Raw genomic sequence first — 26,727 nt, forward strand, 5'->3', positions numbered from 1 at the left:
CACGTTCGACCCCCGAAGTTCTGTTGACCAAATATCTGTTCCAACGTAGAGTCCGGCTTGGCTGCAGTCAAACACGTGAGGTCGAATAGCAAACGTGGATTTCTCCTACCCCGCGGAAGTGGAACGGTTCCGCGACGAGTTGCGTGGCTGGCTGTCCGAAAATCTCACCGAGGAATTGATCGCCGCGCGCCGGCCCTCCGGCCGCAGTGACGCGGTCTTCGAAAAGCTCCGCGCGTGGAACGCGACCATGGCGGATGCGGGCTGGGCTGCGGTGTCCTGGCCACGCGAGTACGGCGGCCGCGGGGCGACGGTACTCGAGCAACTCGTCTACACCGAGGAGACCACCCGGGCACGGGCGCCGTTGCCGCTCAACGTCATCGGGATGAACAACATCGCTCCGGCGATCATGCAGTACGGCACCGAGTCGCAAAAGACGACGTTGCTGCCCCGGATGATGCGCGCCGACGACATCTGGTGCCAGGGGATGTCCGAGCCAGAGGCCGGCTCCGATCTGGCCGCGCTGCGGACCAAGGCGGTGCGCGACGGTGACCACTTCGTCGTTTCCGGACAGAAGATTTGGACATCGCTGGGCCACCAGGCGAACTGGTGTCAGCTGTACGTTCGCACCGATCCGGAAGCTCCGAAGCACAAGGGGATTTCCTGTTTGATCGTGGACATGAGCCTGCCCGGTATCGAGGCCCGCCCGCTGACGACGCTCAACGGTGACACAGATTTCGCCGAAGTGTTCTTCCATGACGTTCGGGTGCCGGCCGATGCGCTGCTCGGTCCCCTCAATGGCGGCTGGCGGGTTGCCACCACGACGTTGAGCCACGAGCGTGCCGGCGCCGCCCGGCTTTACGCTGAATTGCAGGTACGGCTGGAAGAACTGGTGGCCGACTTCGCGGAGGTCGACGGCGGCGACGCGCTGGATGACCCGGTGATCCTGCGCCGCCTCGGCGAGATATCGGTGCGCATCAAGTATCTGGAAGTTCTTTGCCAGCGGGCGATCTCGGCGACTTTGCACGGCGGCGACCCGCTCGGCTCGGCAAGCCTGGCGAAGACGGTGTGGGGCGAGATCGGACAGGATCTGGCCGCCCTGGCGTTCGACGTGCTGGGCACCCGAGGGGTGCACGGCCGCTGGGCTGATTACCGGCTGACCTCCCGGTCGCTGACCATCGCCGGCGGCACCAGCCAGATCAACAAGAACATCACCGCCCAACGAGTCCTGGGGTTGCCGCGCTCATGAATCTCGAACTCACCGAGGAACAGATGGCGCTGCGTGACACGGTGCGCCGCTTCTTGGCCGAGCGGACGCCAGTTTCCGGACACGTGCGAGCACTGCTCGACGAGCCCACCGGCAGCACCGAGGCCGTGTGGCGCGGCCTGGCGGACATGGGCGCGACCGGCCTGCTGGCACCGGAGGCAGCCGGGGGGGCCGGCCTGACAATGGTCGACGCCGGCATTGTCGCCGAGGAACTCGGCGCAGCTCTGTACCCGGGTCCATGGCTGTCCACGGCGGTCGGTGCAGTACGGACGTTGACTCGGCTCGGCGGTGAGGCGGCGTCGAGGATCCTCGCCGAGATCGCAGCCGGAACCTCCGTAGTGACGGCCGCGGTGCTGGATGCCGGCACGGTCGCAGCGATCGAGCGCGAGCCGCACGTCGTGCTCAAGGGTGAGATCGCCCTGGTGCCCGACGCGGCGGCCGCCGACACCATCCTCGTCGTGGCGCAGGACCGCGACGACACCGGGTTTTTCGCCGTCAAGACCGCGGATTCCGGCCTCTCCGTCACACTCGAACGCGGGATTGACCCGACGCGCAAGCAATTTCGAGTCGAGCTCGATGGCGTGTCCGCGCAGCGGTTGGGCACGCTGTCGGCCAACGCCATCCGGGCCACGGCTGACGACGTGCTGATCGCGACGGCCGCCGACGCGCTGGGCGCCGCGCGTGCCGTGATGACCATGGCGATCGAACACGCAAAGGCGCGAAAGCAATTCGGCCAAGCCATCGGATCGTTTCAAGCGGTCCAGCACCTGTGTGTCGACATGTTCGAGACGGTGGAGTTGGCCCGCAGCGGGGTGATTCATGCGTTGTGGGCGGCCGATGCCGCCGATGCCACGGAGCACCACTTGTCTGCGGTGCGGGCCAAGGCGTTCGCTGGGCGGTTGGCCGCCGTGGGGGACACCGCCATCCAGGTGTTCGGCGGCATCGGATACACCTGGGAGCACGATGCGCACCTCTACCTCAAGCGGCTGCTCGGCTGGAGCGCATTCGGTGGTGGACCCGACACGTATCTGGCCGAAGTTGGTGCGCGCCTTGCCAAGAAGGGACCGCGATGATCGATTTTGCCGGTCAGGTTGCGATTGTTACCGGCGCGGGCCGCGGCCTCGGCCGGCTGTATGCGCTCGAGTTGGCTCGCCGCGGAGCGTCGGTCGTCGTCAATGATCTCGGTGGAACCATGCACGGCGAGGGCGCTGACACAACCGTCGCCGACCAGGTGGTCGCCGAAATCGAAAACGCGGGCGGCGCGGCGGTGGCATCCCACGACTCGGTGGCCAGCCCCGAAGGCGGCGTCGCGATCGTCCAAGTTGCCCTGGACAACTACGGCCGGCTGGACGCGGTGATCAGCAACGCCGGCATCTTCAACAGCATCGCCTTCGACGAAATGTCCCCCGACGACTGGCGGCGGATGCTCAGCGTGCACCTCGACGGCGGGTTCTATCTGAGCCAGCCCGCCTATCGAGTGATGAAGACCCAGGGCTATGGCCGGTTCGTGTTCATCTCCTCCTCGGGCGGAATGTTCGGGCAGCCATGGGAAGCGCATTACGCGGCCGCCAAGGCGGGCCTGGTAGGGCTCACCAACGTCATCGCGATCGAGGGCGCCGAACACGGTATTCTCGCCAACACAGTTCTACCATTTGGCTTTTCGCGCATGGTGACCGAAACCGTCGGGGACCCCGAAGCGCTGGAACGCATCGGTTTCCTGGAGCTGATCAAGCCCGAGTTGGTGGTGCCGATGGTGGTCTTTTTGGCCAGCCGCGCCTGCGAATTGAGCCACCAGAACTTCTCCGCGTGCGCGGGCCGCTTTGCGCGGGTGTTCGTCGGCCTTGGCCAGGGCTGGCTGGCCGAACCCGACAATGCACCGACTGCCGACGACATCGTGACGCATCTGTCCGAGGTGAGCGCTACCGAACCGTACACGGTGCCGGGCTCCATCTTTGAGGAAGTCTTTGGCGTCTGCGCGCAACGTGGCGTCGACGTCGGGGTCTGATCCGTGGACATCCCGTATCTGCTGAACGCGACTCGCTCGGCGCGTAAGTCGCTCGACCTGGACGCGCCGGTCGACTTCGACGAGATCCGCGACTGCCTGCGGATTGGTCTGCAGGCCGCCAATGGGTCCAACCAGCAGACCTGGCGCTGGCTGTTGGTGACCGATCCGGCGTTGCGGGGCGAAATCGCGCAGTTCTACCGGGAGGCGTATCTGCGCCGCGTAGGCGGTCAATTCTTGGCCGAGATGATGCCGGCCGGCGCGCCGGAAACCCGGCTGATGTCGTCGACGGAGTGGCTGGTGGAGAACCTGGCCCGGATTCCGGTGCTGGTGATTCCCTGCTACCGGCCCTACCTGCCCCGCATCGACGGCGATGAGTCGTTCTATCTGGCGACGCTGTACGGCTCGATCTTTCCCGCGGTGTGGAACTTCCAGTTGGCCCTGCACACCCGCGGGTACGGCACCTGCATCACCACCCTGCACCTGCACCATGAGGCGGCCGTCGCGGAACTGCTCGGTATCCCAGCGGACTACGTGCAGGGCTGCCTGCTGCCCGTCGGCCGCCTGCGCGCCGGGACCACGTTCCGGCCCGCCCGTCGCCTGCCCGTCGACGAGGTGATCGCGGTCGATCACTGGTCGGCTCCGCCCGGCTAGGATGGGTCGTCGGGGCCGTACGCAGCGCGTTTGGCGCGGCGATTCTGGTAATCTCTAACAAAGATTTGGTTCAGCAGGAGGACGCGATTCGCATGGTGCCGACGCTGCGATTCACCAAGTCCAGCCGACCATGACCGACAGCGCAACCGAATCCCGGACACGGCGGACCGAGATCCTCGAGACCGCGGCAACGTTGATCGCGTCGTCGGGACTGCGCACTTCGCTGCAGGAAATCGCCGATGCGGCAGGCATTCTCCCGGGCAGCCTCTACCACCACTTCGAATCCAAAGAAGCGATACTGGTCGAGCTCATTCACCGGTATCAGGCCGACCTGGATCGGATAGGGCAAGACGCCCAAGCGAAATTGGACGAGCCGGACTCACGCCCGCCGGCCGAGCAGATCATCGAGCTGGGCTCGGCGATCGCCAACTGCGCTGTGCGACACCGCGCCGCCTTGCAGATGTCTTTCTACGAGGGACCGAGCGCGGATCCCGAACTGATGAAGCTGACGCAGCAGCGCCCCGTCGCGATCCTGGAGGCGATGCTGCAGACACTGCGCGCCGCCAGATGGAGCGGTTACATCAAGTCCGACATCGACCTGCCCACGCTGGCGGACCGTATCTGCCAGACCATGCTGCAGGTCGGTCTCGACGTGATCCGGCACAACTCCTCCCCCGACCAGGTCGCCGGATTGATGTGCCGAATCATTCTGCAGGGACTGGCATCCCAGCCTCCTGCCGATCGCGCGCTGGACCGGTCCCCGGCATTCGCCGCCGCCGCCGAGGTCATCCAAAGCTGGGCCGACGACAGTGCGGCCGACCCCAGCGACAAGGCGGCGCACCTGCGGGCAGTGGCACGAACCGAGTTCGGCCGCAAGGGATATGAAGTCACGACGATCAGGGATATTGCGTCGGCGGCCGGGTTGGGCACCGGAACCGTGTACCGGGTGATCGGGTCCAAAGACGAACTGCTGGCCTCGATCATGCGCTCGTTCGGTCAAAAGGTCGAAGCCGGCTGGGTCGACGTGCTGCGATCCGAAGCTACGCCGGTCGAGAAGCTGGATGCGCTCAGCTGGGTTAACGTCAATGCGTTGGACCAGTTCTCCGACGAGTTCAGGATTCAGCTGGCCTGGATGCGCCAATCGCCGCCTCGGGACACCGTGAACCCCGGCTGGTCCTACACGACGCGGCTGCGCCAAATGAAATCGCTTCTCGCCGAGGGAATTCGGTCGACCGAGATCCGTACCGACGCGGCGTCGACGACGATGCTGGCCCGGTGCATCATCGGCATGCAGTGGATACCGGAGAACATTCTGCGCGCGGTCGGCACCCGCACGTCGTTGCTCCTGGCCCGCGACACGGTCTTGCGGGGCGTGGCGGTTCGGGACAAGCAGTAACCAAAGATCTGGTCCGGACGCCGGTTCGGCGATGCGCGTAGCGTGACCGGCATGGCACACATCATCATCATCGGCGGGCACGGCAAGGTCACGCTGCACCTGGCCCGGATCCTGCACGAGCGCGGCGACCGCGTGAGTTCGGTGTTCCGCAATCCCGATCACAGCGCCGACGTCGCGGCCACCGGTGCCGAACCGGTGACGGCCGACATCGAGCAGCTCGGCACCGATGAGCTGGCCGATCTGGTGGCTGGGCATGACGTTGTCGTCTTCTCAGCCGGGGCCGGCGGCGGCAACCCGGCCCGGACCTATGCCGTCGACCGGGATGCCGCGATCCGGGTGATCGACGCCGCCGAACGGGCGGGAGTGCGGCGGTTCGTCATGGTGTCCTACTTCGGCGCCGGCCCCAATCACGGTGTCCCCAAGGACGATTCGTTCTTCGCCTATGCGGAGGCCAAAGCCGCCGCTGACGAGCACTTGCGGGCCAGCGGCCTCGACTGGACGGTGCTCGGACCGGGCCGGTTGACGATGGAGCCGTCGACCGGACGGATCGCGATCGGCGAGGCGAAGGGTTCGGTTTCCCGCGAGGACGTCGCGCTGGTGGCGGCCGCCGTGGTGGCCGACGATGCAGCTATCGGCCGCACGATCGAGTTCAACAACGGCGATGTGCCTATCGCGGAGGCGTTGGCGAAGAACTGAATCGCCTCCAAATGCTGCCACCCGGACCGCCAGGCCCGCCTGGTGGAGAATGCTTCCGTCGGCGCCCCGGTCCCCGTTTCCAGCGGTGCCGGCAACTGCTGACCCGCACAAACCGCCGTCTCCCCCAGTGCCGCCGGCGCCACCCATAAATCCGGTACCGCCGGTGCCGCCGATTCCACCCTGACCGCCCGCGCCGCCGTCGTTGAGGCCGTCTGCGCCGTTCCCGCCATCGCCCCCGTTGCCGCCGTTGACCACCGTGTCGCCAGCTGCTCCGGTGTCGCCCGTGCACTTGTTAACAACCCGCCCGAGATACACAGTGCAAACTGCACATGCGTTCCCGCTCGGCGCGTGGTACGACCTGGCGTGCCAGATTTAATCGAATCACGTTGGCGCCCGACGGGGCCCGACACCGCCGGCCGCGACTCCGGGGCAAACAACAACCGGCGTCGATGGCGGCGCGTTGTCCTCAGCAGCGACGGAGTAACTTGGTCAGCGCAGCTGGTCCGCTGTCGCCGCATCCCGCGGCGCCGGCATCGAGCGAGGCACCACGCTTCGTGAGAGGGAACCCGGTGAGAATCCGGGACTGTCCCGCAGCGGTATGCAGGAACGAAAGCCGTCAACCGCACTGGTCGTGAAAATTTACGACTGGGAAGCGACGGCCGGTAGGAATCACCACCCGGTGCGTGCCTGCGAGTCCGAAGACCTGCCAGCTGTGCCGGGCGCGCCGCGTCCGGCGGCACATCGCCTCGTGGAATGGGCGTTTGGCCGAACCCGTTGAGGTGTATGCGACTGATGACAGTCCGGCACCTCCAACGGATAGGCTGCGCGTCCGCGGGCGGTGTCCACTCCGTCAACTGAAGGACGAACCAGCTCGTGAACGCCACACCATTCACCGCCACCATTACCGGCTCCCCCCGTATCGGTCCGCGCCGCGAACTCAAGCGCGCGACCGAAGGCTACTGGGCGGGACGCACCAGCCGCGCCGACCTGGCAGCCGTCGCCGCCACGCTTCGCCGCGACAGCTGGGCGGACCTGGCCGCCGCGGGACTGGACTCGGTGCCGATCAACACCTTCTCCTACTACGACCAAATGCTTGACACCGCAGTGCTGCTCGGTGCTCTACCGCCCCGGGTCAATGAGATCTCCGACGAGCTGGACCGCTATTTTGCCGCGGCGCGGGGCAATGACGAGGTTGCCCCGCTTGAGATGACGAAATGGTTCGACACCAACTACCACTACCTGGTGCCCGAGATCGGGCCGTCGACCACGTTCGCCCTGCATCCGGACAAGGTGCTTACCGAGCTGAAAGAGGCTCTGGAGCAAGGGATTCCGGCACGGCCGGTAATCATCGGGCCGATCACCTTCCTGCTGCTGAGCAAGGCGGTGGACGGCGCGGCGGCACCGGTCGAACGGCTTGAGGAGCTGATGCCGATCTATGGCGAGTTGCTTTCGCTGCTGGCTGACAACGGCGCGCACTGGGTGCAGTTCGACGAGCCGGTACTCGTCACCGACATCTCCCCCGACGCGCCCGCACTGGCCGAGGCGGTCTACAACGCGCTCGGAGCCGTGGCCAACCGGCCGGCCATCCACGTCGCCACCTACTTCGGTGATCCCGGCGCCGCGTTGGCCGGGCTGGCCCGCACACCCATAGAAGCGATCGGAGTCGACCTGGTCTACGGCGCGGTAACGCCGGTGCCCGAGTTGGCCGACAAGACTTTGGTGGCGGGCATCGTCGACGGGCGCAACATCTGGCGCACCGACATCGAAGCGGCCCTGGACAAGCTGACGACGCTGTCGGGTTCGGCTGCCGCGGTGGCGGTTTCGACATCGTGTTCGACGTTGCACGTGCCCTACTCGCTGGAGCCCGAAACCGACCTGGACGACAACCTGCGCAGCTGGCTGGCATTCGGCGCGGAAAAGGTGCGCGAAGTGGTCGCGCTGGCCCGTGGACTGCGTGAGGGGCGCGACGCGGTCGCCGACGAGATCGCCGCCTCGAACGCCGCCGTCGACTCCCGCCGCAAAGACCCGCGGCTGCACAACAGCGAGGTTCGGGCCCGGATCGAGTCGATCGTCGCGTCCGGCACCAAGCGTGGTGACGCGGCCGAGCGGCGCGCTAGCCAGGAGGCACGGCTGCACCTGCCGGTGCTGCCGACCACGACGATCGGGTCCTATCCGCAGACTTCGGCGATCCGCGTCGCCCGCGCGGCACTGCGCAAGGGTGAAATCGACCAGGCCGAGTACGAGCGCCGGATGAAGCAGGAGATCGCCGACGTCATCGCGTTGCAGGAAGAGCTCGGGATCGACGTGCTAGTACACGGTGAGCCGGAACGCAACGACATGGTGCAGTACTTCGCCGAACAGCTGGTGGGGTTCTTCGCCACCGACAACGGCTGGGTGCAGTCCTACGGCAGCCGGTGCGTGCGGCCCCCGATCCTGTACGGCGACGTCGCCCGCCCTACGCCGATGACGGTCGAGTGGATCAAATACGCGCAGTCGCTGACTGACAAGCCGGTCAAGGGCATGCTGACCGGGCCGGTCACAATTCTGGCGTGGTCGTTCGTCCGGGATGACCAGCCACTGGCCGACACCGCCAACCAGGTCGCGCTGGCCATCCGCGACGAGACGGTGGATCTGCAGGCCGCGGGGATCGCGGTGATTCAGGTCGACGAGCCCGCCCTGCGGGAGTTGTTGCCGCTGCGCCGCGCCGACCAGGACGACTATTTGCGTTGGGCCGTCGGGTCTTTCCGGTTGGCCACCTCCGGCGTCGACGACTCGACCCAGATCCACACCCATTTGTGCTACTCGGAGTTCGGTGAGGTGATCGGCGCGATCGCCGATTTGGACGCCGACGTCACGTCCATCGAGGCGGCCCGGTCGCACATGGAGGTGCTGGACGACCTCAACGCCGCCGGCTTCTCCAACAGTGTGGGCCCCGGCGTCTACGACATCCACTCGCCGCGGGTCCCGGGCACCCAGGAGATGGCCGCTTCGTTGCGGGCCGCGTTGAAAGCCGTTCCCGCCGAGCGGCTTTGGGTGAATCCGGACTGCGGGCTGAAGACCCGCAATGTCGAGCAGGTGAAAGCGTCGCTGCGCAACATGGTCGCCGCGGCGCAGGAGCTGCGCGCGCAGTAGCGCGACGTTCGCGCGAGTCGAACCGCGCTGCGGTTTCCAGCCCGGAATCACGCAGTGCGGTTCGGCTCGCGGGCATTCCTAACCAGTCTCCACGTGGACGGGGACGTCGTCGTCCCACGGCTGACGGGTCACCATGTCGGCCACCCGCACGTAGCCGCGTTCGAATTCCCCGGTGGCGGCGTCGACGAGCCGGTACCGCTGGGTCTGCCGGTGGATCGGCTGGGCGTCGAGCAGGACCACCCGCACCTCGCCCGGTTCGAACCGGCAGCGCCGCTGCATCGCCGCGATCAGCTGCTCGTTGTGCATGTGGCCGTCCCCGAAGTTCCAGCCGATGGCGGTGCTGCAGATGCGTTCACCATCGGTGATGACGTAGTCGTCCTCGTTCTGTCCGGCCATCGCCCGGTGGGCCAAAGTGAACAGAGCCCGGCCGTGAGTGTTGAAGCCGCGGAACGCATACCCCATGTAAAGCGGGATCTGCGCGGCCTCCGGGCTGCCGTAGAACCGTTCCAGCTGGGCTTGCGGCATACTGGCGATCGCCACGATGCCGCGGGAGATCTTGTCGCTTGCCGACGGCTTGATGCACCACAGGGTGGTGTCCCAGTTGCCCGCGTAGTACCGCATGCCGGGCAGGAACGAGATCTTGCGGGGAAACATGTTGCCCGCGATCACGATGCCGGCGATAACCGCGAAAAGGACCGCCACCGGCACCGGATGTTTCACGTCGTCCAACCGGAGGCCGGCATGGCCGACGAACAGGCTGAGCACCCCGAAGATCATGAACACGTTCCATTCCAGCGGGACGCCCATCGGGATGGCCGAGAGGATCCCGAAGTGGAACAGCACCATGACGATCGCCGCCGCCTTCAGCGGCCAGCCGGCGGGCGCGAAGAACAACGCGAGCGGCACGAACATCTCGATCAACGTGCTGAGGTGGGCGACGATCCGGGACAGACGGCCGGGCCGCAGGTCGTCGGGGAAGTTCTCGAAAAACAGCCGCTTCAGCCACCGCGGTCGCATCAGCGGGTTGTTCGACATCATCGTCGAGATGACGAACGGGAAGTGCTTGTTGAGCTTCGACGTCGCCGCGCCCACCCAGATCACCAGGAACACCAGCTTGGCGGCGACGATCATGTCGACGCCACCGAACAGGAAGGTGACGGTCAGGGTGCCGTAGACCTCGCCGCGCGCGGCCAAAAAGATCACCTTGTCGCGCAGGCCGGCCATGGCCAGCACGACCAGGATCGCCACGATCTCCCAGGTCGGCAGCACCCCAACCGTGGTGCCCAACTCGGGTATCGGGCCCGAGCCGTCGGTGAACAGGGCGGTCACCAGCAGGATCAGCAGCAGTGCGTAGAGCGCGACGTCGGCGGGCTTACGTTTGGTGCCAAAAGTCAGCGGGACGCGGTCGGGCCACGGTGGTAGCCGGATGGTGCCGAACCGCAGCCAGTACAGGATCGAGCCCATCGGCGGGAAGAACCGGTTGTTGAGCGGCCCGAAGCCGCAGCCCAGCCCCACCACTTCGAACAGCATCGTGTAGAGCACGACCTTCTGGAACACGATCGGCTCGGCGTACCAGGCCCGGACATTGGTGAACCCGTCAATACCCTTGGTGCTCAACACGATCAGCCAGGCAATCAGGACGTACAGCAGGATCTTCACCACGTAGAACAGGTGCAGCACCACCGGCGTGCCGAAGCCCACCTCGGCCCAGTGCCGGGCCATCGGGCGGATCTTCTCGCTTCGGGTGCCCTTGCTCCACTCGTCGAACTCGATCTCCGGCAGCTGGGGCTTCAGGAATCCCATGGTTTGACAGATTAGAACGTGTTCTAGGCGAGCGCGCTCCGGTAGCCGATTACGGCGCACCCGGCGCCAGAAACGGCAACCCGCGCGGGCAGCCGTGCCGGGCCAGATCCAGCAGGGCGTCGACGTCGAGGTGCCGTTCGGCGAGCTCGCCGAGCAGGTCGAGACGGCGTTCGCGCGCGGCAGCGAAGCTGGCTGCGGACGTGACACCCAGCGTCTCGCGCAGGAAGGCCGTCCGCAGCGCGTCCCCTTCGAACGCGCCGTGCCACATCGTGCCGAATACGCGGCCGTCGCGCAGGCCGCCGAGGAACTCTTCGGCACTTGGGCCGACGATGACCCTGCCGTGGTGGATCTCGTACCCGGCGGCGGGCGCCCCCAGCCAATCGCCGCGCGGCAGCCGCAGCACCTTTTCGACGCCGAATGCGGTCTCGACGTCGAGCAGACCCAGCCCGTCGACCTCTCCCGCGGCTCCCTCGACGCCGTGCTCGTCGCGGATGACGCGGCCAAGCATCTGGAAACCGCCGCAGATCCCCAGCAGCGGTTTGCCCGCCGCGACGTGGTCCCGCACCGCGCGGTCCAGGCCCCTGGCCCGCAACCAGGCCAGGTCCGCGATCGTTGCGCGGGTGCCGGGCAGTACCACCAGGTCGGCATCGCTCAGCGCACGGGCGTCGGAGGCGAACACGATGTCGAGGTCGGGTTCTAGGCCCAGTGCGTCGATGTCGGTGAAGTTGCTGATCCGGGGGAATCGCACGACGGCCACCCGGCGGGCGCCCGTGCCCGTTGCGCGCCGCCCGGCCAGGTCGAGGGCGTCCTCGGAATCCAGCCACAGGTCGGGATGCCAGGGCAGGGTGCCGTAGACGGTCCGCCCGGTCAGCCGCTCCAGATCCCGCAGACCCGGCGCCAACAGGTCGAGGTCACCGCGGAACTTGTTGACCACGAAGCCCGCTAAAAGGGCCTGGTCCTCGGCGGACAACAGCGCCACGGTGCCCAGGAAGGCCGCGAAAACTCCGCCGCGATCGATGTCGCCGACGACGACGGTCGGCAGTCCCGCATGACGGGCCAGACCCATGTTGACGTAGTCACCGGCGCGCAAATTGATTTCGGCGGGACTGCCGGCACCTTCGGCGATGACGATGTCGTACCGCTCGGCGAGATCGTCGAACGCTTCGTGGGCGGCCTTGGCCAGCGGCCGCCGCGCGTCCAGCCAGTCCGACGACGCCAGCTCACCCCAGGGACGGCCCATCAGCACGACGTGGCTGCGGTGGTCGCTACCCGGCTTGAGCAGGACGGGGTTCATGGCCGCCTCGGGCGCCGCCTCCGCGGCGAGCGCCTGGACCCATTGCGCCCGACCGATTTCCACCACCGCACCGTCGGCAGCCGGGCAGACCATCGAATTGTTCGACATGTTCTGCGCTTTGAACGGCGCCACCCGCACGCCGCGACGGGCCAGAGCGCGGCACAGCCCGGCAGTCACCGTGCTCTTGCCGGCATCACTGGTCGTGCCGGCCACCAGCAGACCCGACATCAGGTTGTTCTCACCGCTCGCCATGGTCCCATATCGCCCATCCGACACGTCATCCGAAGATGCCGGCCGGAATGGTCGGCGCCAGCGCAAGCACCGACGGGTCGATGACGATATTGAGTGCGCCCAGTCCGCCCGCCCCCACCTCGGCAAGGCCCTGGACCACCGAAAGGAACCGTTGTTGCTCGGCCTCATCGACCACACCCTCGGACAGTTCGAGGAACTTCGCGACATACTGCGGCCGCTCAAAAGGTCTGGCGCCCAACGGGTGTGCGTCGGCGACGGCAATTTCGTCGACAATCACCTCGCCGTTGCGCAGGGTGATCTCCGCACGGCCGCCGAACGCCCGCTCGGATGGGTCGCTTGAGTAATAGCGACGGGTCCACTCGGGATCTTCCCGGGTGCAGATCTTCTGCCACAGCGTGACAGTGTCGGGCCGACGCGCCCGCTCCGGGGCATAGGACCGTTCGTGATGCCAGGTGCCGTCCTGCAGTGCGACGGCGAAGATGTACATGATCGAGTGGTCCAGCGTCTCGCGCGAAGCATCCGGATCGAACTTCTGCGGGTCGTTGGATCCGGTGCCGATCACGTAATGCGTGTGGTGGCTGGTGTGCAGCACGATCGAGACGACCTGATCCGTGTCACCGATCCGCTCCCGAAGCCGACGGGCCAGGTCGACCAATGCTTGACTTTGATATTCCGCCGAATGCTCCTTGGTGTAACTGTCGAGGATCGCGCGCTTCGGCTCGCCCGGTTCCGGCAGCGGAACGCGATAGACGTGCTCCGGGCCGGACAATAGCCAGGCGATCACCCCGTCCTCGCCTTCCCAGATCGGGGCCGGCGCACCCTCACCGCGCATCGCCCTGTCGACGGCCTCGATGCCCACCTTTCCCGCCCACGCCGGGGCAAAAGCTTTCCAGCTGGAGATGTACCCCTTGCGCGATTGACGGGTGGCGGTTGTCAGGTGCAGTGCCTGACCGACCGCCTGATAGATCGTCTCCCGGTCCAGCCGCAGCATGGTGCCGATACCCGCGGCCACCGATGGACCGAGGTGGGCGACGTGGTCAATCTTGTGCTCGTGCAGGCAGATTCCCTTGGCCAGGTCGATCTGGATCTCGTACGCGGTGGCCAGGCCGCGGATCAGGTCGGTACCGCCGATCCCCCCTTGCTGGGCGACCGCCAGCAGGGCGGGGATGTTGTCCCCTGGGTGGGAGTATTCCGCGGCCAGAAACGTGTCGTGGAAATCCAGCTCGCGTACCGCGACGCCGTTGGCCCAGGCCGCCCATTCCGCCGAATAGTTGCCCTGGACACCAAACACTTTCGCCCCGTTGACCGCGACGGGATGTGCCAGCGCCTGAGCGCGCGCGGCGGTCACCGGGCGGCGGATCGCCGCGGCCGATGAAACCGCTGCGTTGTCGATGATGCGGTTGAGCACCATCGCTTCGGTGTCGGCCGGCACCGCGACCGGATCCGCGGCGACCTCCGCGATGTGCCAGGCCAAGTGCTCGCTACGAGGAAAGTCGTCGGCGCTGCGCCGGGTTCGGACGTCGTGTAAACGCATAAGCGGCACAGTACGCAGGCCTGCCGCGATTGCGGCCGGCAACCCGGCTGAACCTCAACCCGTCTGAACCGCAACGTTTCTCGTAATGTCAGTGGAATCTCAGTCGGAACGACGCGCACGCGCGGACAGCGGATCTCTCCGATCCGGGTTGTAAGCCGCGCAATCGGTGTAGCTTGCTGCTGGGGCACCGTGGGGTCACCGAGGAGTCGGGGAATGACAGATATCGATTATTGCGTGGTCGGGGCCGGGTTCGCGGGTCTGACCGCCGCGCTGCGGTTGAAACAGGCGGGTCACTCGGTGGCGTTGCTCGAGGCCCGCGACCGCGTCGGCGGCCGCACCTTCACGGTGACCCGCGATGACGGCGTCTGGATCGACCGCGGCGGCGCCTGGATCGGCCCGGGTCAGGACCGGATCTACGCGTTGATGCAGGAATTCGGCGTCCCGGAATACAAGCAGCACAACGACGGTGACGCCATGATGTTCGTCGGTGGCAAGAAGCGCCGTTACGGCGGGAAGCTGCCCTGGACCATGAGCCCTTGGGCGGTGGCCAATCTGGGCCTCGGCCTGGCCACCATCGAGCAGATGTGCAAAGCCGTGCCGCGTGAAAACCCGTGGGAGGCACCGGATGCCGACGAATTGGACCGGACCAGCATCGGCGACTGGCTGGAGCGCAACGTGCTGTCCCGGCCGGCGCGGGAAATGCTGGACACGGCTTTCGCCGGCACCTACACCTCGGCGGCATCGGAAGTGTCGCTGCTGTGGATGTTGCACCAGATGGGATCCGGGGGTGGCCCGACGTTCGTCATCTCGGGCAGGGGCGGATCCCAGGACGCCCGCCCGGTCGGCGGGATGGGCGCCATCTATCGCCCGATGGTGGCGCAGCTGGGCGACGCACTGCACCTGTCGCGGCCGGTGCGGACCGTCAGCCAGGACGACGATGGGGTCACGGTCAGCGCCGAGGGTCTGACCATCCGCGCCAAGCGAGTGATCGTGGCGATTCCGATGGCGATCGCCGGCACCATCGCCTATGAGCCGACGCTGCCGGTAGACCGGGCGATGCTCAACCAGCGCATGCCCAGCGGAGCGGTGATCAAGATCTCGGCGATCTACGGCGACGCGTTCTGGCGCGCCGACGGGTTGTCCGGCCAATCCGTGGGACCCGGCACACCGGCCTCATTGACCATCGACGCGTGCACCGACAAAGGTGACCCAGGGATCATGTGCGTGATCACCGAGGGGCCCGCCGCCCGCCGGCTCACCGCGCTCGACGAGAGCGAGCGCAGGTCGGTCGTCATCCGGGAACTCATCGACCGCTTCGGCGAGAAGGCAAGAGAGCCAATCGAATTCCACGAGCAGAACTGGACCCTGGAACGTTACTCGGGCGGCGGAATGATCAGCCACACGGGGACCGGAGTGCTGACCGAGTTCGGGCACGCCCTGCGGACGCCGTGCGGCCGCATCCACTGGGCGGGCACCGAGAGCTCGGCGATCATGTGCGGCTGGATCGACGGCGCGATTCGCTCCGGGGAGCGCGCCGCCGCTGAGGTTATGGCGGCGAGTTAGCCGATTCCGGTCCGCGGAACCACGCTGGGCCGGTTCTGCGTGACGTGGGCACCGCCACCGCCGCGGCCCATCATCCCGCCCGGCATGCCGCCGTTTGCAGCACCCGCGCCGGTGGGCATCGGCATCATCGGCATGCCCATCCCGCCGGTCGGGGCCGCGGCTGTCTGCGCGGCCGCGGCACTCGGGGTGCTCAGGCCGCGCATCGCGGCACTGGCCATGTCTTTCGGCGTCGAGCCGGCCCATGTCGGCGGCACCGACATGGCACCGACCAGGTGTGCCTTGCCCAAATCACCCGCCATCCCCGCGCCGAGCCCGGCGCCACCGAGGCCCTTCGCCGCTGGCGCGACATCGCCGACGAACTTCGTCGAGTCGGCCAGTCCGGCTGTGGCGGCGCCGGCGGCGGCGCTGGCCGAACTGGGGTTGGCGAGGCTCGCCAACTGCATCATCGGCGAGATCAACATGCTGGCGGGCAGCGTGCCGACCTGGGCGACCGACGCCAGCGACTCCACCGGCACGGACGACACCGCCGACTGCACACCCGAGATCAGACCGGGAGCCACCGCCGCGACACCCTGCGCCAGTGGGCTCACGGCCGCAGACACGTTCGTCGCCGCCTGGGTGGCCAGGCCGGCAAGGCTGACCGGGGGCACGGCAAACGGCGAGACGCTCGCCGCCACGGCCGTCGCGCCACCGTGATAGCCGACCATCGCGGCGACGTCCTGCGCCCACATTTCGACGTAGTCGAATTCGGTGGCCGCGATCGCCGGCGTGTTCTGGCCCAGGAAGTTCGTCGCCACCAAGGACATCAGCGACACCCGGTTCGCGGTGACCGCGGCCGGATGCACCGTCGCGGTCATCGCCGTCTCGAAGGCGGTTGCCGCCGCCCGAGCCTGCGCGGCCGCCGTCTGCGCTTGCCCGGCTGCCGTGCTAAGCCAACCGATGTAGGGAGTGGCCGCGGCCACCATCGCCGCCGAGGCCGGCCCGGCCCATGGCCCACTTGCCATACCGGTGATCACCGAGTCGAACGACGACGCCGACGCCGCCAGCTCGGCGGCCAAGCTGTCCCAGGCCGCCGCCGCTACATGCAACGGTCCCGACCCGGCGCCCGAAAAAATCCGCGCCGAATTGATCTCCGGCGGCAACCACGAGAAATCCAGAATCATCGCAAACCCAACCCAGCCACATCAGCCACCTTGGCCAATGTCGGCGCTGCTAGATAGGTGATTCAGGAGGTACTCAGGAACACCGAAGGCCATTACAAGCGTTGGTGCTCTACGTCAGGCCCAGCTGGAGCCGACGGCGCTGTCGGTTTGCGCCATGTTGTTGCCGGCGCTCTGGATCTTCTGGCCGTGGGCGTTGGCCTGCTCGTAGATCACCTGGAAGTTGCGGCCCAACTGGGCGATGAACTCCTGGCAAGCCACCGAACCGGCGCCGCCCCAGAAGTCACCGGCAGCCAGCACATCGCGAACGATGGCTTGGTGCTCGGCCTCCAGGTTGGCGGCCTGGGCGCGCACGAGCGCACCGTGCGCGTCGACATCGCCGAACTGGTAATTGATCGTCATTGCTGTGTCCTTTCTCGGGTCTAGCTGCTCAGGATCTGCTGGGAGGCCTGCTCTTGCTGCTCGTAGTTGTTCGCGTCGCGGATGAGTCCGTCCCGCACCCCGTGCAGCATGTCCACGATGTTGCGGAAGGCCTGATTCATCTGGCTCATGGTGTCCAGCGAGGTCGCCTGGGCCATACCGCTCCAGCCCGCACCGGCGATGTTCTGCGAGGAAGCCCACATCCGACGGGCCTCGTCCTCGACGGTCTGGGCGTGGGTCTCGAAGCGGCCCGCCATGTCCCGCATCGCATGCGGGTCGGTCATGAATCGAGTGGTCATCTTGAAACTCTCCTATCGATGAAAATTTGTTTTGTAAGGGAGACAATCGAAATAGCGCACCACCCCCGACCTATCCAATGCCGGTCCGCGGTATCACGCTGGGCCGGTGCTGCATGACCTGCGACCCGCCGCCGCGACCGTTCATGCCGCCGGGCGCGCCGGCGCCCATCCCGCCCATCGGCATGGGCATCATCGGCATACCACCGAGACCGGCCATTCCCCCGGAACTTGCCGCCGCGCCAGACGGTCCACCCAAGGCGCCCAACGCCATAGGCGAGACGCGATCTGGCGTCGATCCCGACCAGGACGGCGGCGCCGACAGCGCGCCCACCAACCGTCCCCGCCCAAGATTCGCGGCGACCGCACCCAAACCTCCACCGCCCATTGGGGGTGCTCCAGCCGCGAGGTTGCCCGCCAGGGTCGGCACCTCGGCGCCCAGCGCCGCGGTTGACGTCAATCCCGCACCGTTGGCCGACTGGGCCAACGACATGATCGGTGACAACAGCATGCTGACCGGAAGCGCGGCGACTTGCACCAACGACGACAAGGACTCCACTGGCAGCCCGGAGACCACCGACTGCAATGCGGACGAAAGCCCGGACACCGCTTGCGATGCCACGTCCGTCAGGATCGTCGGCGGGACCGTCAGTGGCGCCAGCGCCGATCCCACCGACACCGCCCCGGCCTGATACCCGGCCATGGCAGCCACATCCTGAGCCCACATCTCCTGGTAATCGAGCTCGGTGCCAGCGATAGCCGGTGTGTTTTGCCCGAGAAAGTTCGTAGCCACCAACGACATCAGCGACCACCGGTTCGCCGTCACCGCGGCCGGATGGACCGTCGCGGTCAGCGCCGTATCAAAGAGAGCTGCCGCGGCCCTCGCCTGGCCGGCCGCCGATTCTGCCTGGCCCGCAGCAGAATTCAGCCAGCCCACATACGGCGTGGCCGCAGCGGACATCAGGGTTGAGGCCGGTCCCGTCCATGACCCGGTGGCCAAATCGGTGATCACCCCACCGAAGGCCGAGGCCGACGATCGCAACTCGGCCGCGAGCCCCTCCCACGCCGCGGCCGCCGCGATCAATGGGGACGCACCCGCGCCGGCATAGATGCGCGCTGAGTTGACCTCCGGCGGTAGCAGCACGAAACTCATCTGGGCCACCGGGTTGCTTGGGGCCGGGGAATGAGCATCGGCACCCGGCTGCGGTAGTCACGGTATTGCTGCCCTAATACGGTCGTCAGGTCGCGCTCTTCCCACCGCAGGGCGTACAGGATGTAGCTGGTCATGCCCGCGGCAAAGAGCAGGTGCCCCAACGTCATTCGTGGGGTCGCCCATAACGTGATCAGGAATCCAAACATCAGCGGATGGCGCACCACGCGATACAGCAGCGGTGTGCGGAATTCCAGGTCGGTGTAGGGCAGCCCCCGCCACACCAAGTACACCTGCCGCAGGCCGAACAGGTCGAAGTGATTGATCATGAACGTCGAAGCCAAGACGATCACCCAGCCGAGCCAGAACAGCATTTGCACACTGAGCCGGCCGGCCGGCCACGTTATGTCCCAAATAAGTGCCGGCATCGTTCGCCACTGCCAAAACAACACTGCCAGAACCAAACCCGTCGCCAGGACATAGGTACTGCGTTCGATCGGTTCCGGCACCATCCGGGTCCACCAACGCTTGAACGCCGGTCGCGCCATCACGCTGTGCTGCAGGCCGAATGCAACCAGCAGCAACACGTTGACGATGAGCGCCTCAATGGCCGGCGCCGCGACACCGTGGTCGATGGCGTGCGGCACCGCGAAGTTGCCCAGGAAACCGATCGCGTAGACGAACGCTGCGAAACCGATGAGGTAAGCGACCGCACCGTAACCGACAATGACAATTCGTTTCATCGTGTGCCTCCTTGATGCTGGCCTACACCGGGACGGCAGCGCCGATTGCCTCGGCAAGCTGCTCGGGCAGGAAGGTCAGCAGGGCCGGAAGAATGCCGCCGAACTGTGTTCCGAAGAGCGGGATCGTTCCGGTCATCCCAAAGACGTCCAGGGTGAGTGAGGCGGTCTGTGCGGGGGTGAGCAGGCCGCCGAGCGGGATGTTGGTGGTGGTGGTCAGACCGAACAGCGAAACCGTAAGCGGCAGTGAGCTTTGGCCGTTGAGGAAGCCGTTGAGCACGGTCACGGGAGCGTTCAGGAATGCGGTGGCCGCTCCCAGGGCATCTCCGGTCTGTAACGCATTCCCCACCGCACCCGCGACGGAATTGAACGCGTCTAGCGTGGTGAACGCCGGGCCCAACGCGTCCAGTCCGAGCACCAGCGGCAGCCCCACATGCAGGACACCGGTGGTCAGGTCGAGCGTCTGGGACGTGTCGGTCAGCGTCCTGATCACATTGGTGAGGTTCTGTGAGATCTGAAATGGAACGGAGCCGGCGGGCAGCAGATCCGTGAAGTTCTGCGCCATCTGGCCGGGGATGCCCAAGATCGGCAGCAGGTCGCCTAGGGCGCCCGACGGAGTGATGCTGATAAGTAAAGTTGTCGGGTCTTGGCTGGCGGTCAGACCGGTGAACACCAGATTCCCGAAGCCCGTCGCAGCGGAGCGCGCCGCGCCCGCAACATCGCCCGCCAACAGCTGCCCGAAGGCGGTTTGTAACGAGCCCGGCAACGCCATCAATCCCGTACCGAAGTCGTTGGCGGCGTTGTTCAGCGCGGTGGAAACCGTTTGGGCATAGCCTATTTGCTGAGTGATGATGCCTTGGACCACAGCTGCCGGGTTGCTGGGAAGAAGGGTCAGCAGTTGCGATGGGTTCTGGATAACCGTTTGGAACGCCGAGCCGATGGCCTGCGCATAGCCGGTCTGGTTCGCGATGAACTGGCGCAGCAGTGGCGCCGGGTTTGCCGCCACAGCACTTTGCAGGGTCTGCAGATTAGCGGCAGTGTTCGTCAAAAGTGTTTGGTAGGAGCCGAATGCACCGAGGTTGGCCGCCTCGGCGCTGGCATACGCCTGCGCACCCGCCGTCAGCGACGTGACGAACTGGTCGTGAAATTTCTGCACCTGCGTGTTGACGGCCTGGAATTCGTCGCCGAAGCCGCCGAACAGCCCGGCGATCGCCGCCGACACCTCATCCTGAGCCGCGACGGCTATCCCGGTGGTGGGTCCGGCCACGGTGGCGGCGGCCTCCGTAAGCGAAGTGCGGATTCCGGCCAGCCTCTCGGCTGCGCCCTGCAGCAGGTCGGGTGCCGCAATGACAAAGGACATAGAGTCTCCTCGATGGTTTAACGGATGCCGCTGCCGCAGCGCTTAATTGAAGAACCCGGACTTCGCGTCGCCTCTATTGAAGAAACCGGAGTCGTCGTTGCCGGAATTTCCGATGCCGGAATTGAACACATTGGAGTTGCCGATGCCGATGTTGTCGAACCCGGTGTTTCCGATGCCGGCGAGGAAGCTTCCGTGATTGTTGATGCCGACGTTGTTGCCATTGCCCGAATTCCCGAAGCCGGACTCGAAAGCCAGGCCGGTGTTCATGAATCCCGAGCTGTCACCGCCGGAGTTGAAGAATCCGGACGAGTCCAGGCCGGTCGTCCCGAAGCCCGAGCTCTTGACACCCGCCGGGGTGATGACGCTGCCGAAGCCGGTGTTCAGGTTGCCCGAGTTGAGCCCGCCGGTGTTGCTGCGGCCCGAATTGCCCCAGCCGGTATTGATGTCGCCGGAGTTGGAATCACCGGTGTTGATCGAGCCCGCGTTGCCGCTGCCGGTGTTCTGGAAGCCCGAGTTTCCAGATCCGAAGTTTTGCGAACCGCCGTTATCCCAGCCCATGTTGTTCGCGCCGCCGTTGCCGAACCCGAAGTTGCTCAAACCGGCGTTGAGTAAACCGGTATTGCCCTGGCCCGAGTTGGAGAAGCCGGTGTTGAAGCTGCCCGCGTTCTCAAAGCCGGTGCTGTGGTTGCCCGAGTTGAAGAAGCCCACATTGCCGGTACCGGAATTGAAGAAGCCGATGTTCCCAGTACCCGAATTGCCGAACCCGATGTTTCCGGTGCCGGAGTTCAGTGCGCCGAAACCGATCTGATTGTCACCGGTCAACCCGAAGCCGATGTTGTTGTTGCCGGTATTGCCGAACCCGAAGTTGTGGCTGCCGGTATTACCCGCTCCGAGGTTGTTGCTGCCCCGGTTGCCAAAGCCCATGTTGGCGTCACCGCGGTTGCCGCTGCCGACGTTCGCATTGCCGAGGTTGCCGTTACCCATGTTGGCGTTGCCCAGGTTTCCGCTGCCGAGGTTGCCCAGGCCCTTGTTGCCGGTGCCGACGTTGTTGGAGCCGGCATTGCCGCTGCCCAGGTTCAGGTCACCGCGGTTGCCGTTGCCCACATTGCCGACGCCGTTGTTGCCGTTGCCCAGATTGCGGTCGCCGATGTTGCCGCTACCGACGTTCTGGCCGCCGTGGTTGCCCGCGCCCACGTTCAGGCCGCCGGTGTTGCCGAGCGCGTTGGCAAGTGCCGTCTGGACCTGGCCGAGCGGGTTCGGCAGGTTCTGCAAGGCCTGCTGCATCGGCGCCAACCGCGCTGCCACCGCTGAGGCGCCGCCGTGATACCCGATCATGGCGGCGACGTCCTGGGCCCACATCTCCTCGTATCCGGCCTCCGCGGCCGCGATGGCGGGCGCGTTCTGACCGAACAGGTTTGACAGCACCAGTGACACCAGTTGGTTGCGGTTGGCGGCCACCATTCCCGGATGCACCGTCGCCGACACCGCAGCCTCGAACGCCGACACGGCAGCCTGCGCCTGGCCGGCCGCGTCCTGCGCATGGGCCGCCGCCGCCGAAAGCCATCCCACGTACGGAGCGGCCGATCCGGCCATCGCCGCCGCGGCCGGGCCTTGCCAGACCGAGTTTGTCAGCCCTGACGCCACCGAACCGAACGAGCGGGCCGCCGCGTCCAACTCAGCGGCCAGCCCATCCCAGGCCGTCGCCGCCGCCAGCATGGGCCCCGCGCCCGCGCCCAGGTACATTCGCGCCGAGTTGATCTCCGGCGGCAACACCGAGAAATTCATGCCCACCATCCCTGCTGTTCGGTTCCTGGGGCAACCATGCGAGGCACCGGGGCGATGAACGTCGGCCAGAGGACGTAATTCCCCGGTCACAAGGGGTCGTATATCGGCGATCAGGGGTCGTACGACGGGCGCGGCCCACAAATCCGGCCAATGAGCAAAGATTTTTGACTCATGTTGAACCGTTGCTGGACGAGTTGCGTAACACTTTGTTAGTCACGGATACGTCATGGGAACGGTGTGAGACGGATTTGACATGTGCGTGAGTGAGTTTGTGCCGACGAGAACGGTGACCCTGTTGCTCGCCGATGCCGAACGCCCGCCCCATCCATGGGAAACGCTGCCGGGGACGACGGCACCCGCAGCCGGGCGGATGGCCACCGTGGTGTCTGACATCGTCACCACGCACGGCGGGATAGGTCCGGTGCAACCGGTACCAGGGGACGGCGCCGAGCACGCGTTTCTGGCGGTGTTTGGCCGTGCCACCGACGCGCTGGCCTGTGCGATCGATTTGCAGCAGGCCCCGCTCGCGCCCATTCAGTTACGCGTCGCAGTGCATACCGGCGAAGTTCAACTGGTCGATTCGGGCGACTATGCGGGTCCCGCGGTGGACCGGGCGGCGCGATTGGCCGACCTGGCACACGGGGGCCAGGTGGTGGTGTCGGGTACCACGCACGATCTGGTCGCCGACCAGTTGCCGGCCGATGTCTGGCTGGTAGACCTGGGCACGCATCAGCTGCGTGACCTGCCCCGCCCGGAACGGGTCGCGCAGGTCTGCCACCCGGACCTGCGGGTTCAGTTCCCGCCGCTGCATGGCCCGAATGACGTTGCAGCACACAATCTTCCGATTCAGTTGAGCCGTTTCGTGGGTCGCACGTCGCAGATCAACGATGTACGCAAGTTTCTCAGTGACAACCGGTTGGTCACCCTGGCGGGCGCCGGTGGAGTAGGAAAGACACGGCTCGCGGCTGAAATCGCCGAGCAGGTGGCGGCGCAGTTCGGCGGCGGGGTCTGGTTCGTGGATCTGGCCCCGGTGAGCGAGGGCGACTTGGTGCCGGTGGCTGCGCTGCGTGCGTTCGGGCTACCGGATCAGCCGGGCCGATCGGCGATCGACACCTTGGCGCGGTTTGTCGGCGACCGGGAAGCGCTGGTGATTCTGGACAACTGCGAGCATCTGGTCGACGCCTGCGCGGAATTGGCCCGCGAACTGCTGGGCGCGTGTGAACACTTGACGATACTGGCCACCAGCCGCGCGCCGATCGGAGTCCCTGGTGAGTTGACCTGGCGGGTGCCGTCGTTGTCCCTCACCGACGAGGCGATCGAGTTGTTCATCGATCGCGCCCGGCTGGCCCGTCCGGAGTTCAGCATCACCGCTGCCGATACCGTCGCCGTCCGCGATATCTGCGGCCGACTCGACGGTTTGCCGTTGGGCATTGAACTCGCGGCGGCCGCCGTGCGGGTGATGTCCCTCAGCGAGATCCTGGACGGCCTACGCCACCGCTTCCGGCTGCTCACCGAAAGCTCGCCGACTCCACGCAGGAAGACGCTCGGCGCATCGGTCGACTGGTCACACGCCATGCTCGGTGAAACCGAGCGGGTGTTATTCCGCAGGCTGGGCGTGTTCAGCGGCGGTTTCGACCACGCCGCTGCGCGCGCAGTCTGCGCCGACGAAGTGTTGGCACCTCACCACGTCTTGGATCGGCTGACCTCGCTCGTAGACAAATCCCTTGTGCTGGCTGAAAACTCGGGCGACCGCACGCGCTTCCGAATGCTGGAGACGGTGCGCCACTACGCGATTGAGAAGTTGCTCGACTCCGGCGAGAACGCCGTACTGCGGGCTCGCCATCGGGACCACTATGGCCAGATGGCGGCGCTGCTGGACAGCCCCGCCGACGGCGAGCACCAACACCGTATCGAGCAGGTCGAATCCGAGATCGACAACGTGCGCGCGGCTTTCGCGTGGTGCCGGGACAACGGCGAAATCGAGGCTGCGCTGGAGCTCACGTCATCGCTGCAACCCCTGTGGCTGACCCGCGGCCGGATCCAAGAAGGGCTGGCCTGGTTCGAGGCCGCGCTCACCGATCGCCGGGCGTTGGGCACCGTGTCGCCGTTGGTGCGCGGACGGGCGCTGGCCGACAAGGCAGCGCTGGACGCCTCGCGCAGCGTCCACGACAACCTCGATCAGGCGCAACAGGCGGTGGCCATCGCCCGCAAAATCAACGACCCCGCCCTGCTGGCCCGCGCGCTCACCGCCTGCGGCGCCATCAGTTCCTACAGCGCCGAGGCGGCGCGGCCGTTCCTGGCCGAGGCGATCGGCATCGCCCGCGAACTCCGTGACCGGTGGCGGTTGACACAGATCCTGACCTGGCAGGCGTATGGCGCGTTCTACGCCGGTGATCCGATCGCGGGCCTCGCGGCCTCAAGAGAAGGGCACGAGCTCGCCGAGCAGATCGGCGATCAGTTCCACGCGCGCTCATGCCGATGGACGCTCGGGCTGGCACAGATGATGAAAGGTCAGCTGTCCGAAGCGGTTACCCAGTTCAGTGCGGTGACCGCGGATGCCGACGCCGCGCACGATGTGTTGTTCAAGTGGGGCAGTCGGCTCGCGTTGTGCAATGCGCTGGCCCTGCGAGGTGACACCGAGGCGGCGACGGCCGCGGGCAACGCGTCGTTGGCGGCCGCTGGTGATCTGTGGCCGTACAACGAGGGATTCAGCTATGCGGTGCTGGCTACGGCGGCGGTGGCCGCCGGCGACGTCGCTGCGGCGGCCAAGGCGAGCGAAGCCGCCCAGCAGCGGTTGAGCGTGCATGGCGAATTGGCCGGGGCCAACACCAACCCGATGGCCGAAGTGGCCCTGGCCCTCGGGGACCTGGTCACGGCCGGCCGTTGGGCCGATCAGGAGGTTGCGGCCTCAGCCGGCTGGCATCTGGCTCGGGCGTTGACGACGCGCGCGCGTATCTCCATTGCCAAGAGCGAGCCGGATCAAGCCGAACGCGACGCTCACAAGGCACTCGCCTGTGCCGCCGAATACGCTGCGCACCTGGCGGTACCCGACATCCTCGAGTGCCTGGGCCGGCTGGCTGCCGACGGCCTCGGTCACCGCGACGCGGCGCGACTCTTCGGTGCGGCCACCGAAATTCGACGTCAGCTGGGATCGGTGCGGTTCAAAATCTACGAGGCGGACCATCAGAACACTCTCTCAGACCTGCGTAAAGCATTGGGTCAGAAGGCTTTTGATGAAGCCTGGGTGGAAGGTACCGGGCTTTCCCTCGACGAGGCGATCGGATATGCGCGGCGCGGCCGCGGTGAGCGTAAACGTCCGTCCAGCGGCTGGGCATCTCTGACGCCCACCGAGCGCGATGTGGTGCGACTCGTCGCGGAAGGACTGGCCAACAACGAGATTGCCGCGCGGTTGTTCATTTCCCGGCGCACGGTGCAGACCCATCTCACCCATGTGTACGCGAAACTTGGCATCAGCTCACGTGTACAGCTTGCGCACGAAGGCGTCTCGCACGGGTGAGCAGTCGAATCTACGACCCGTACTCGGTGTTATCTACGTCCTCTGACTGACGTTCTTGCGCGCGTACTTGCGCACTCTGAGGTCGTTCCTGTTGACCGCGACGAGGAGTACCGCGATGTCGTTTGTTCTGGTGGCCCCCGAGATGCTGGCCGCCGCGGCCACGGATGTGCAGAACATCGGATCGGCCCTGACCGCCGCCCGCGCCGCGGCCGCCGCCCCCACCGTCGGCGTGCTGGCTGCCGGCGCCGACGAGGTATCAGCGGCGTTGGCGTCCCTGTTCTCTGGGCACGCGCAGATCTACCAGGCCCTCAGCGCCGAGGCGGAGCTTTTCCACCAGCAGTTCGTGCAGGCGTTGAGTGCCGGCGGGGCGATGTACGCCAGCGCCGAGGCTGCCAACGCGGCGCCGATCCAAAGCCTGCTCGACGCGATCAACGCACCGGTCCTGGCGGCGACCGGCCGCCCGCTGATCGGCAACGGCACCAACGGCGCACCAGGGACGGGGCAAAACGGGACGGCCGGTGGCTGGTTGATCGGCAACGGTGGCGCCGGGGGGTCCGGCACCAACGGAGGCAACGCCGGTGGCGCCGGCGGCGCCGGCGGGGCCGGCGGGCTGCTCGGCAGCGGAGGGGCCGGCGGCGCGGGCGGCGGTCAGGGCCGATCCGATGTTCTGCACATCCGTGGCCGCGGCGGCCAGCATCTCGGGGGGTGT

At 66.5% G+C, this 26,727-nt stretch carries 20 protein-coding genes and 1 riboswitch; of the genes, 10 read left to right on the forward strand and 10 right to left on the reverse strand.

Features of this window, described 5'->3' with window-relative positions:
• Nucleotides 1–94 precede the first annotated feature (94 nt).
• The 7 genes from A5645_RS01330 to metE all read left to right on the forward strand — a co-directional run bounded on the left by A5645_RS01330 (nt 95) and on the right by metE (nt 9,144).
• Nucleotides 95–1,246 carry an acyl-CoA dehydrogenase family protein gene (locus A5645_RS01330; RefSeq protein WP_065128225.1) on the forward strand — a complete coding sequence of 384 codons (1,152 nt, stop codon included), beginning with the start codon at nt 95–97 and terminating at the stop codon, nt 1,244–1,246.
• Entirely contained in the window at nt 1,243–2,337 is a 1,095-nt protein-coding gene (locus A5645_RS01335; protein ID WP_065128226.1) for an acyl-CoA dehydrogenase family protein, read from the forward strand. The genes A5645_RS01330 and A5645_RS01335 overlap by 4 nt, the downstream gene beginning before the upstream one ends.
• Nucleotides 2,334–3,269: an SDR family NAD(P)-dependent oxidoreductase gene (locus A5645_RS01340; RefSeq protein ID WP_065128227.1), complete on the forward strand. Its 936-nt coding sequence runs from the start codon at nt 2,334–2,336 to the stop codon at nt 3,267–3,269. The genes A5645_RS01335 and A5645_RS01340 overlap by 4 nt, the downstream gene beginning before the upstream one ends.
• Before the next feature lie 3 nt (nt 3,270–3,272).
• Nucleotides 3,273–3,920, forward strand: coding sequence for a nitroreductase family protein (locus A5645_RS01345; RefSeq protein ID WP_065128228.1), 648 nt, complete (start codon nt 3,273–3,275; stop codon nt 3,918–3,920).
• Nucleotides 3,921–4,050: 130 nt separating this feature from the next.
• Nucleotides 4,051–5,316, forward strand: a complete 1,266-nt coding sequence (locus tag A5645_RS01350; protein WP_065128229.1) for a TetR/AcrR family transcriptional regulator — start codon at nt 4,051–4,053, stop codon at nt 5,314–5,316.
• A gap of 51 nt (nt 5,317–5,367) precedes the next feature.
• Nucleotides 5,368–6,012, forward strand: coding sequence for an SDR family oxidoreductase (locus tag A5645_RS01355; protein ID WP_065128230.1), 645 nt, complete (start codon nt 5,368–5,370; stop codon nt 6,010–6,012).
• Nucleotides 6,013–6,494: 482 nt separating this feature from the next.
• Nucleotides 6,495–6,737, forward strand: a riboswitch (cobalamin riboswitch).
• Nucleotides 6,738–6,885: 148 nt separating this feature from the next.
• Entirely contained in the window at nt 6,886–9,144 is a 2,259-nt protein-coding gene (gene metE / locus A5645_RS01360) for a 5-methyltetrahydropteroyltriglutamate--homocysteine S-methyltransferase (protein ID WP_065128231.1), read from the forward strand.
• Between the two features lie 78 nt (nt 9,145–9,222).
• Here metE and A5645_RS01365 read toward each other — a convergent pair whose 3' ends face one another.
• From A5645_RS01365 to prpD, 3 genes are read right to left on the reverse strand one after another with little or no spacing between them, the layout of a single operon-like run.
• Nucleotides 9,223–10,947, reverse strand: coding sequence for a DUF3556 domain-containing protein (locus tag A5645_RS01365; RefSeq protein ID WP_065128232.1), 1,725 nt, complete (start codon nt 10,945–10,947; stop codon nt 9,223–9,225).
• A gap of 49 nt (nt 10,948–10,996) precedes the next feature.
• On the reverse strand, nt 10,997–12,469 hold the full coding sequence (locus tag A5645_RS01370) for a cobyric acid synthase (RefSeq protein WP_065128251.1): 1,473 nt from the start codon (nt 12,467–12,469) through the stop codon (nt 10,997–10,999).
• Nucleotides 12,470–12,518: 49 nt separating this feature from the next.
• The gene (gene prpD / locus A5645_RS01375; protein WP_065128233.1) at nt 12,519–14,027 is read right to left on the reverse strand and encodes a 2-methylcitrate dehydratase PrpD; all 1,509 of its coding nucleotides are present in this window, start codon (nt 14,025–14,027) and stop codon (nt 12,519–12,521) included.
• A 213-nt stretch (nt 14,028–14,240) separates the two neighbouring features.
• On the opposite strand from prpD, the gene A5645_RS01380 reads away from it, so the two are divergent.
• Nucleotides 14,241–15,590, forward strand: a complete 1,350-nt coding sequence (locus tag A5645_RS01380) for a flavin monoamine oxidase family protein (RefSeq protein ID WP_065128234.1) — start codon at nt 14,241–14,243, stop codon at nt 15,588–15,590.
• Here the strand turns inward: A5645_RS01380 and A5645_RS01385 are convergent.
• From A5645_RS01385 to A5645_RS01415, 7 genes are all read right to left on the reverse strand, one after another.
• Nucleotides 15,587–16,753 (reverse strand): PPE family protein, encoded by a 1,167-nt coding sequence (locus A5645_RS01385; RefSeq protein WP_065128238.1) that lies wholly within the window; start codon nt 16,751–16,753, stop codon nt 15,587–15,589. The two genes, A5645_RS01380 and A5645_RS01385, sit on opposite strands and share 4 nt — an antisense overlap.
• Nucleotides 16,754–16,867: 114 nt before the next feature.
• Nucleotides 16,868–17,152 (reverse strand): WXG100 family type VII secretion target, encoded by a 285-nt coding sequence (locus tag A5645_RS01390; protein WP_065034831.1) that lies wholly within the window; start codon nt 17,150–17,152, stop codon nt 16,868–16,870.
• A gap of 20 nt (nt 17,153–17,172) precedes the next feature.
• Nucleotides 17,173–17,469, reverse strand: coding sequence for a WXG100 family type VII secretion target (locus A5645_RS01395; RefSeq protein WP_065037686.1), 297 nt, complete (start codon nt 17,467–17,469; stop codon nt 17,173–17,175).
• A 70-nt stretch (nt 17,470–17,539) separates the two neighbouring features.
• The gene (locus tag A5645_RS01400; protein WP_065128253.1) at nt 17,540–18,619 is read right to left on the reverse strand and encodes a PPE family protein; all 1,080 of its coding nucleotides are present in this window, start codon (nt 18,617–18,619) and stop codon (nt 17,540–17,542) included.
• The gene (gene mddA, locus A5645_RS01405; protein ID WP_065128239.1) at nt 18,616–19,359 is read right to left on the reverse strand and encodes a methanethiol S-methyltransferase; all 744 of its coding nucleotides are present in this window, start codon (nt 19,357–19,359) and stop codon (nt 18,616–18,618) included. The genes A5645_RS01400 and mddA overlap by 4 nt, the downstream gene beginning before the upstream one ends.
• Nucleotides 19,360–19,381: 22 nt before the next feature.
• On the reverse strand, nt 19,382–20,716 hold the full coding sequence (locus A5645_RS01410; RefSeq protein ID WP_065128240.1) for a PE family protein: 1,335 nt from the start codon (nt 20,714–20,716) through the stop codon (nt 19,382–19,384).
• Nucleotides 20,717–20,758: 42 nt separating this feature from the next.
• Nucleotides 20,759–22,501 carry a PPE family protein gene (locus A5645_RS01415; RefSeq protein ID WP_065128255.1) on the reverse strand — a complete coding sequence of 581 codons (1,743 nt, stop codon included), beginning with the start codon at nt 22,499–22,501 and terminating at the stop codon, nt 20,759–20,761.
• A 259-nt stretch (nt 22,502–22,760) separates the two neighbouring features.
• Here A5645_RS01415 and A5645_RS01420 point away from each other — a divergent pair, with 259 nt between their 5' ends.
• Nucleotides 22,761–26,018 (forward strand): helix-turn-helix transcriptional regulator, encoded by a 3,258-nt coding sequence (locus A5645_RS01420; protein WP_065128257.1) that lies wholly within the window; start codon nt 22,761–22,763, stop codon nt 26,016–26,018.
• A gap of 115 nt (nt 26,019–26,133) precedes the next feature.
• The coding region (locus A5645_RS01425; protein ID WP_155767796.1) for a PE family protein at nt 26,134–26,727 on the forward strand (594 nt) is incomplete at its 3' end.

It is taken from the genome of Mycobacterium asiaticum (assembly GCF_001673635.1).
In the GTDB taxonomy this organism is placed as follows: Bacteria; Actinomycetota; Actinomycetes; order Mycobacteriales; family Mycobacteriaceae; genus Mycobacterium; species Mycobacterium asiaticum_C.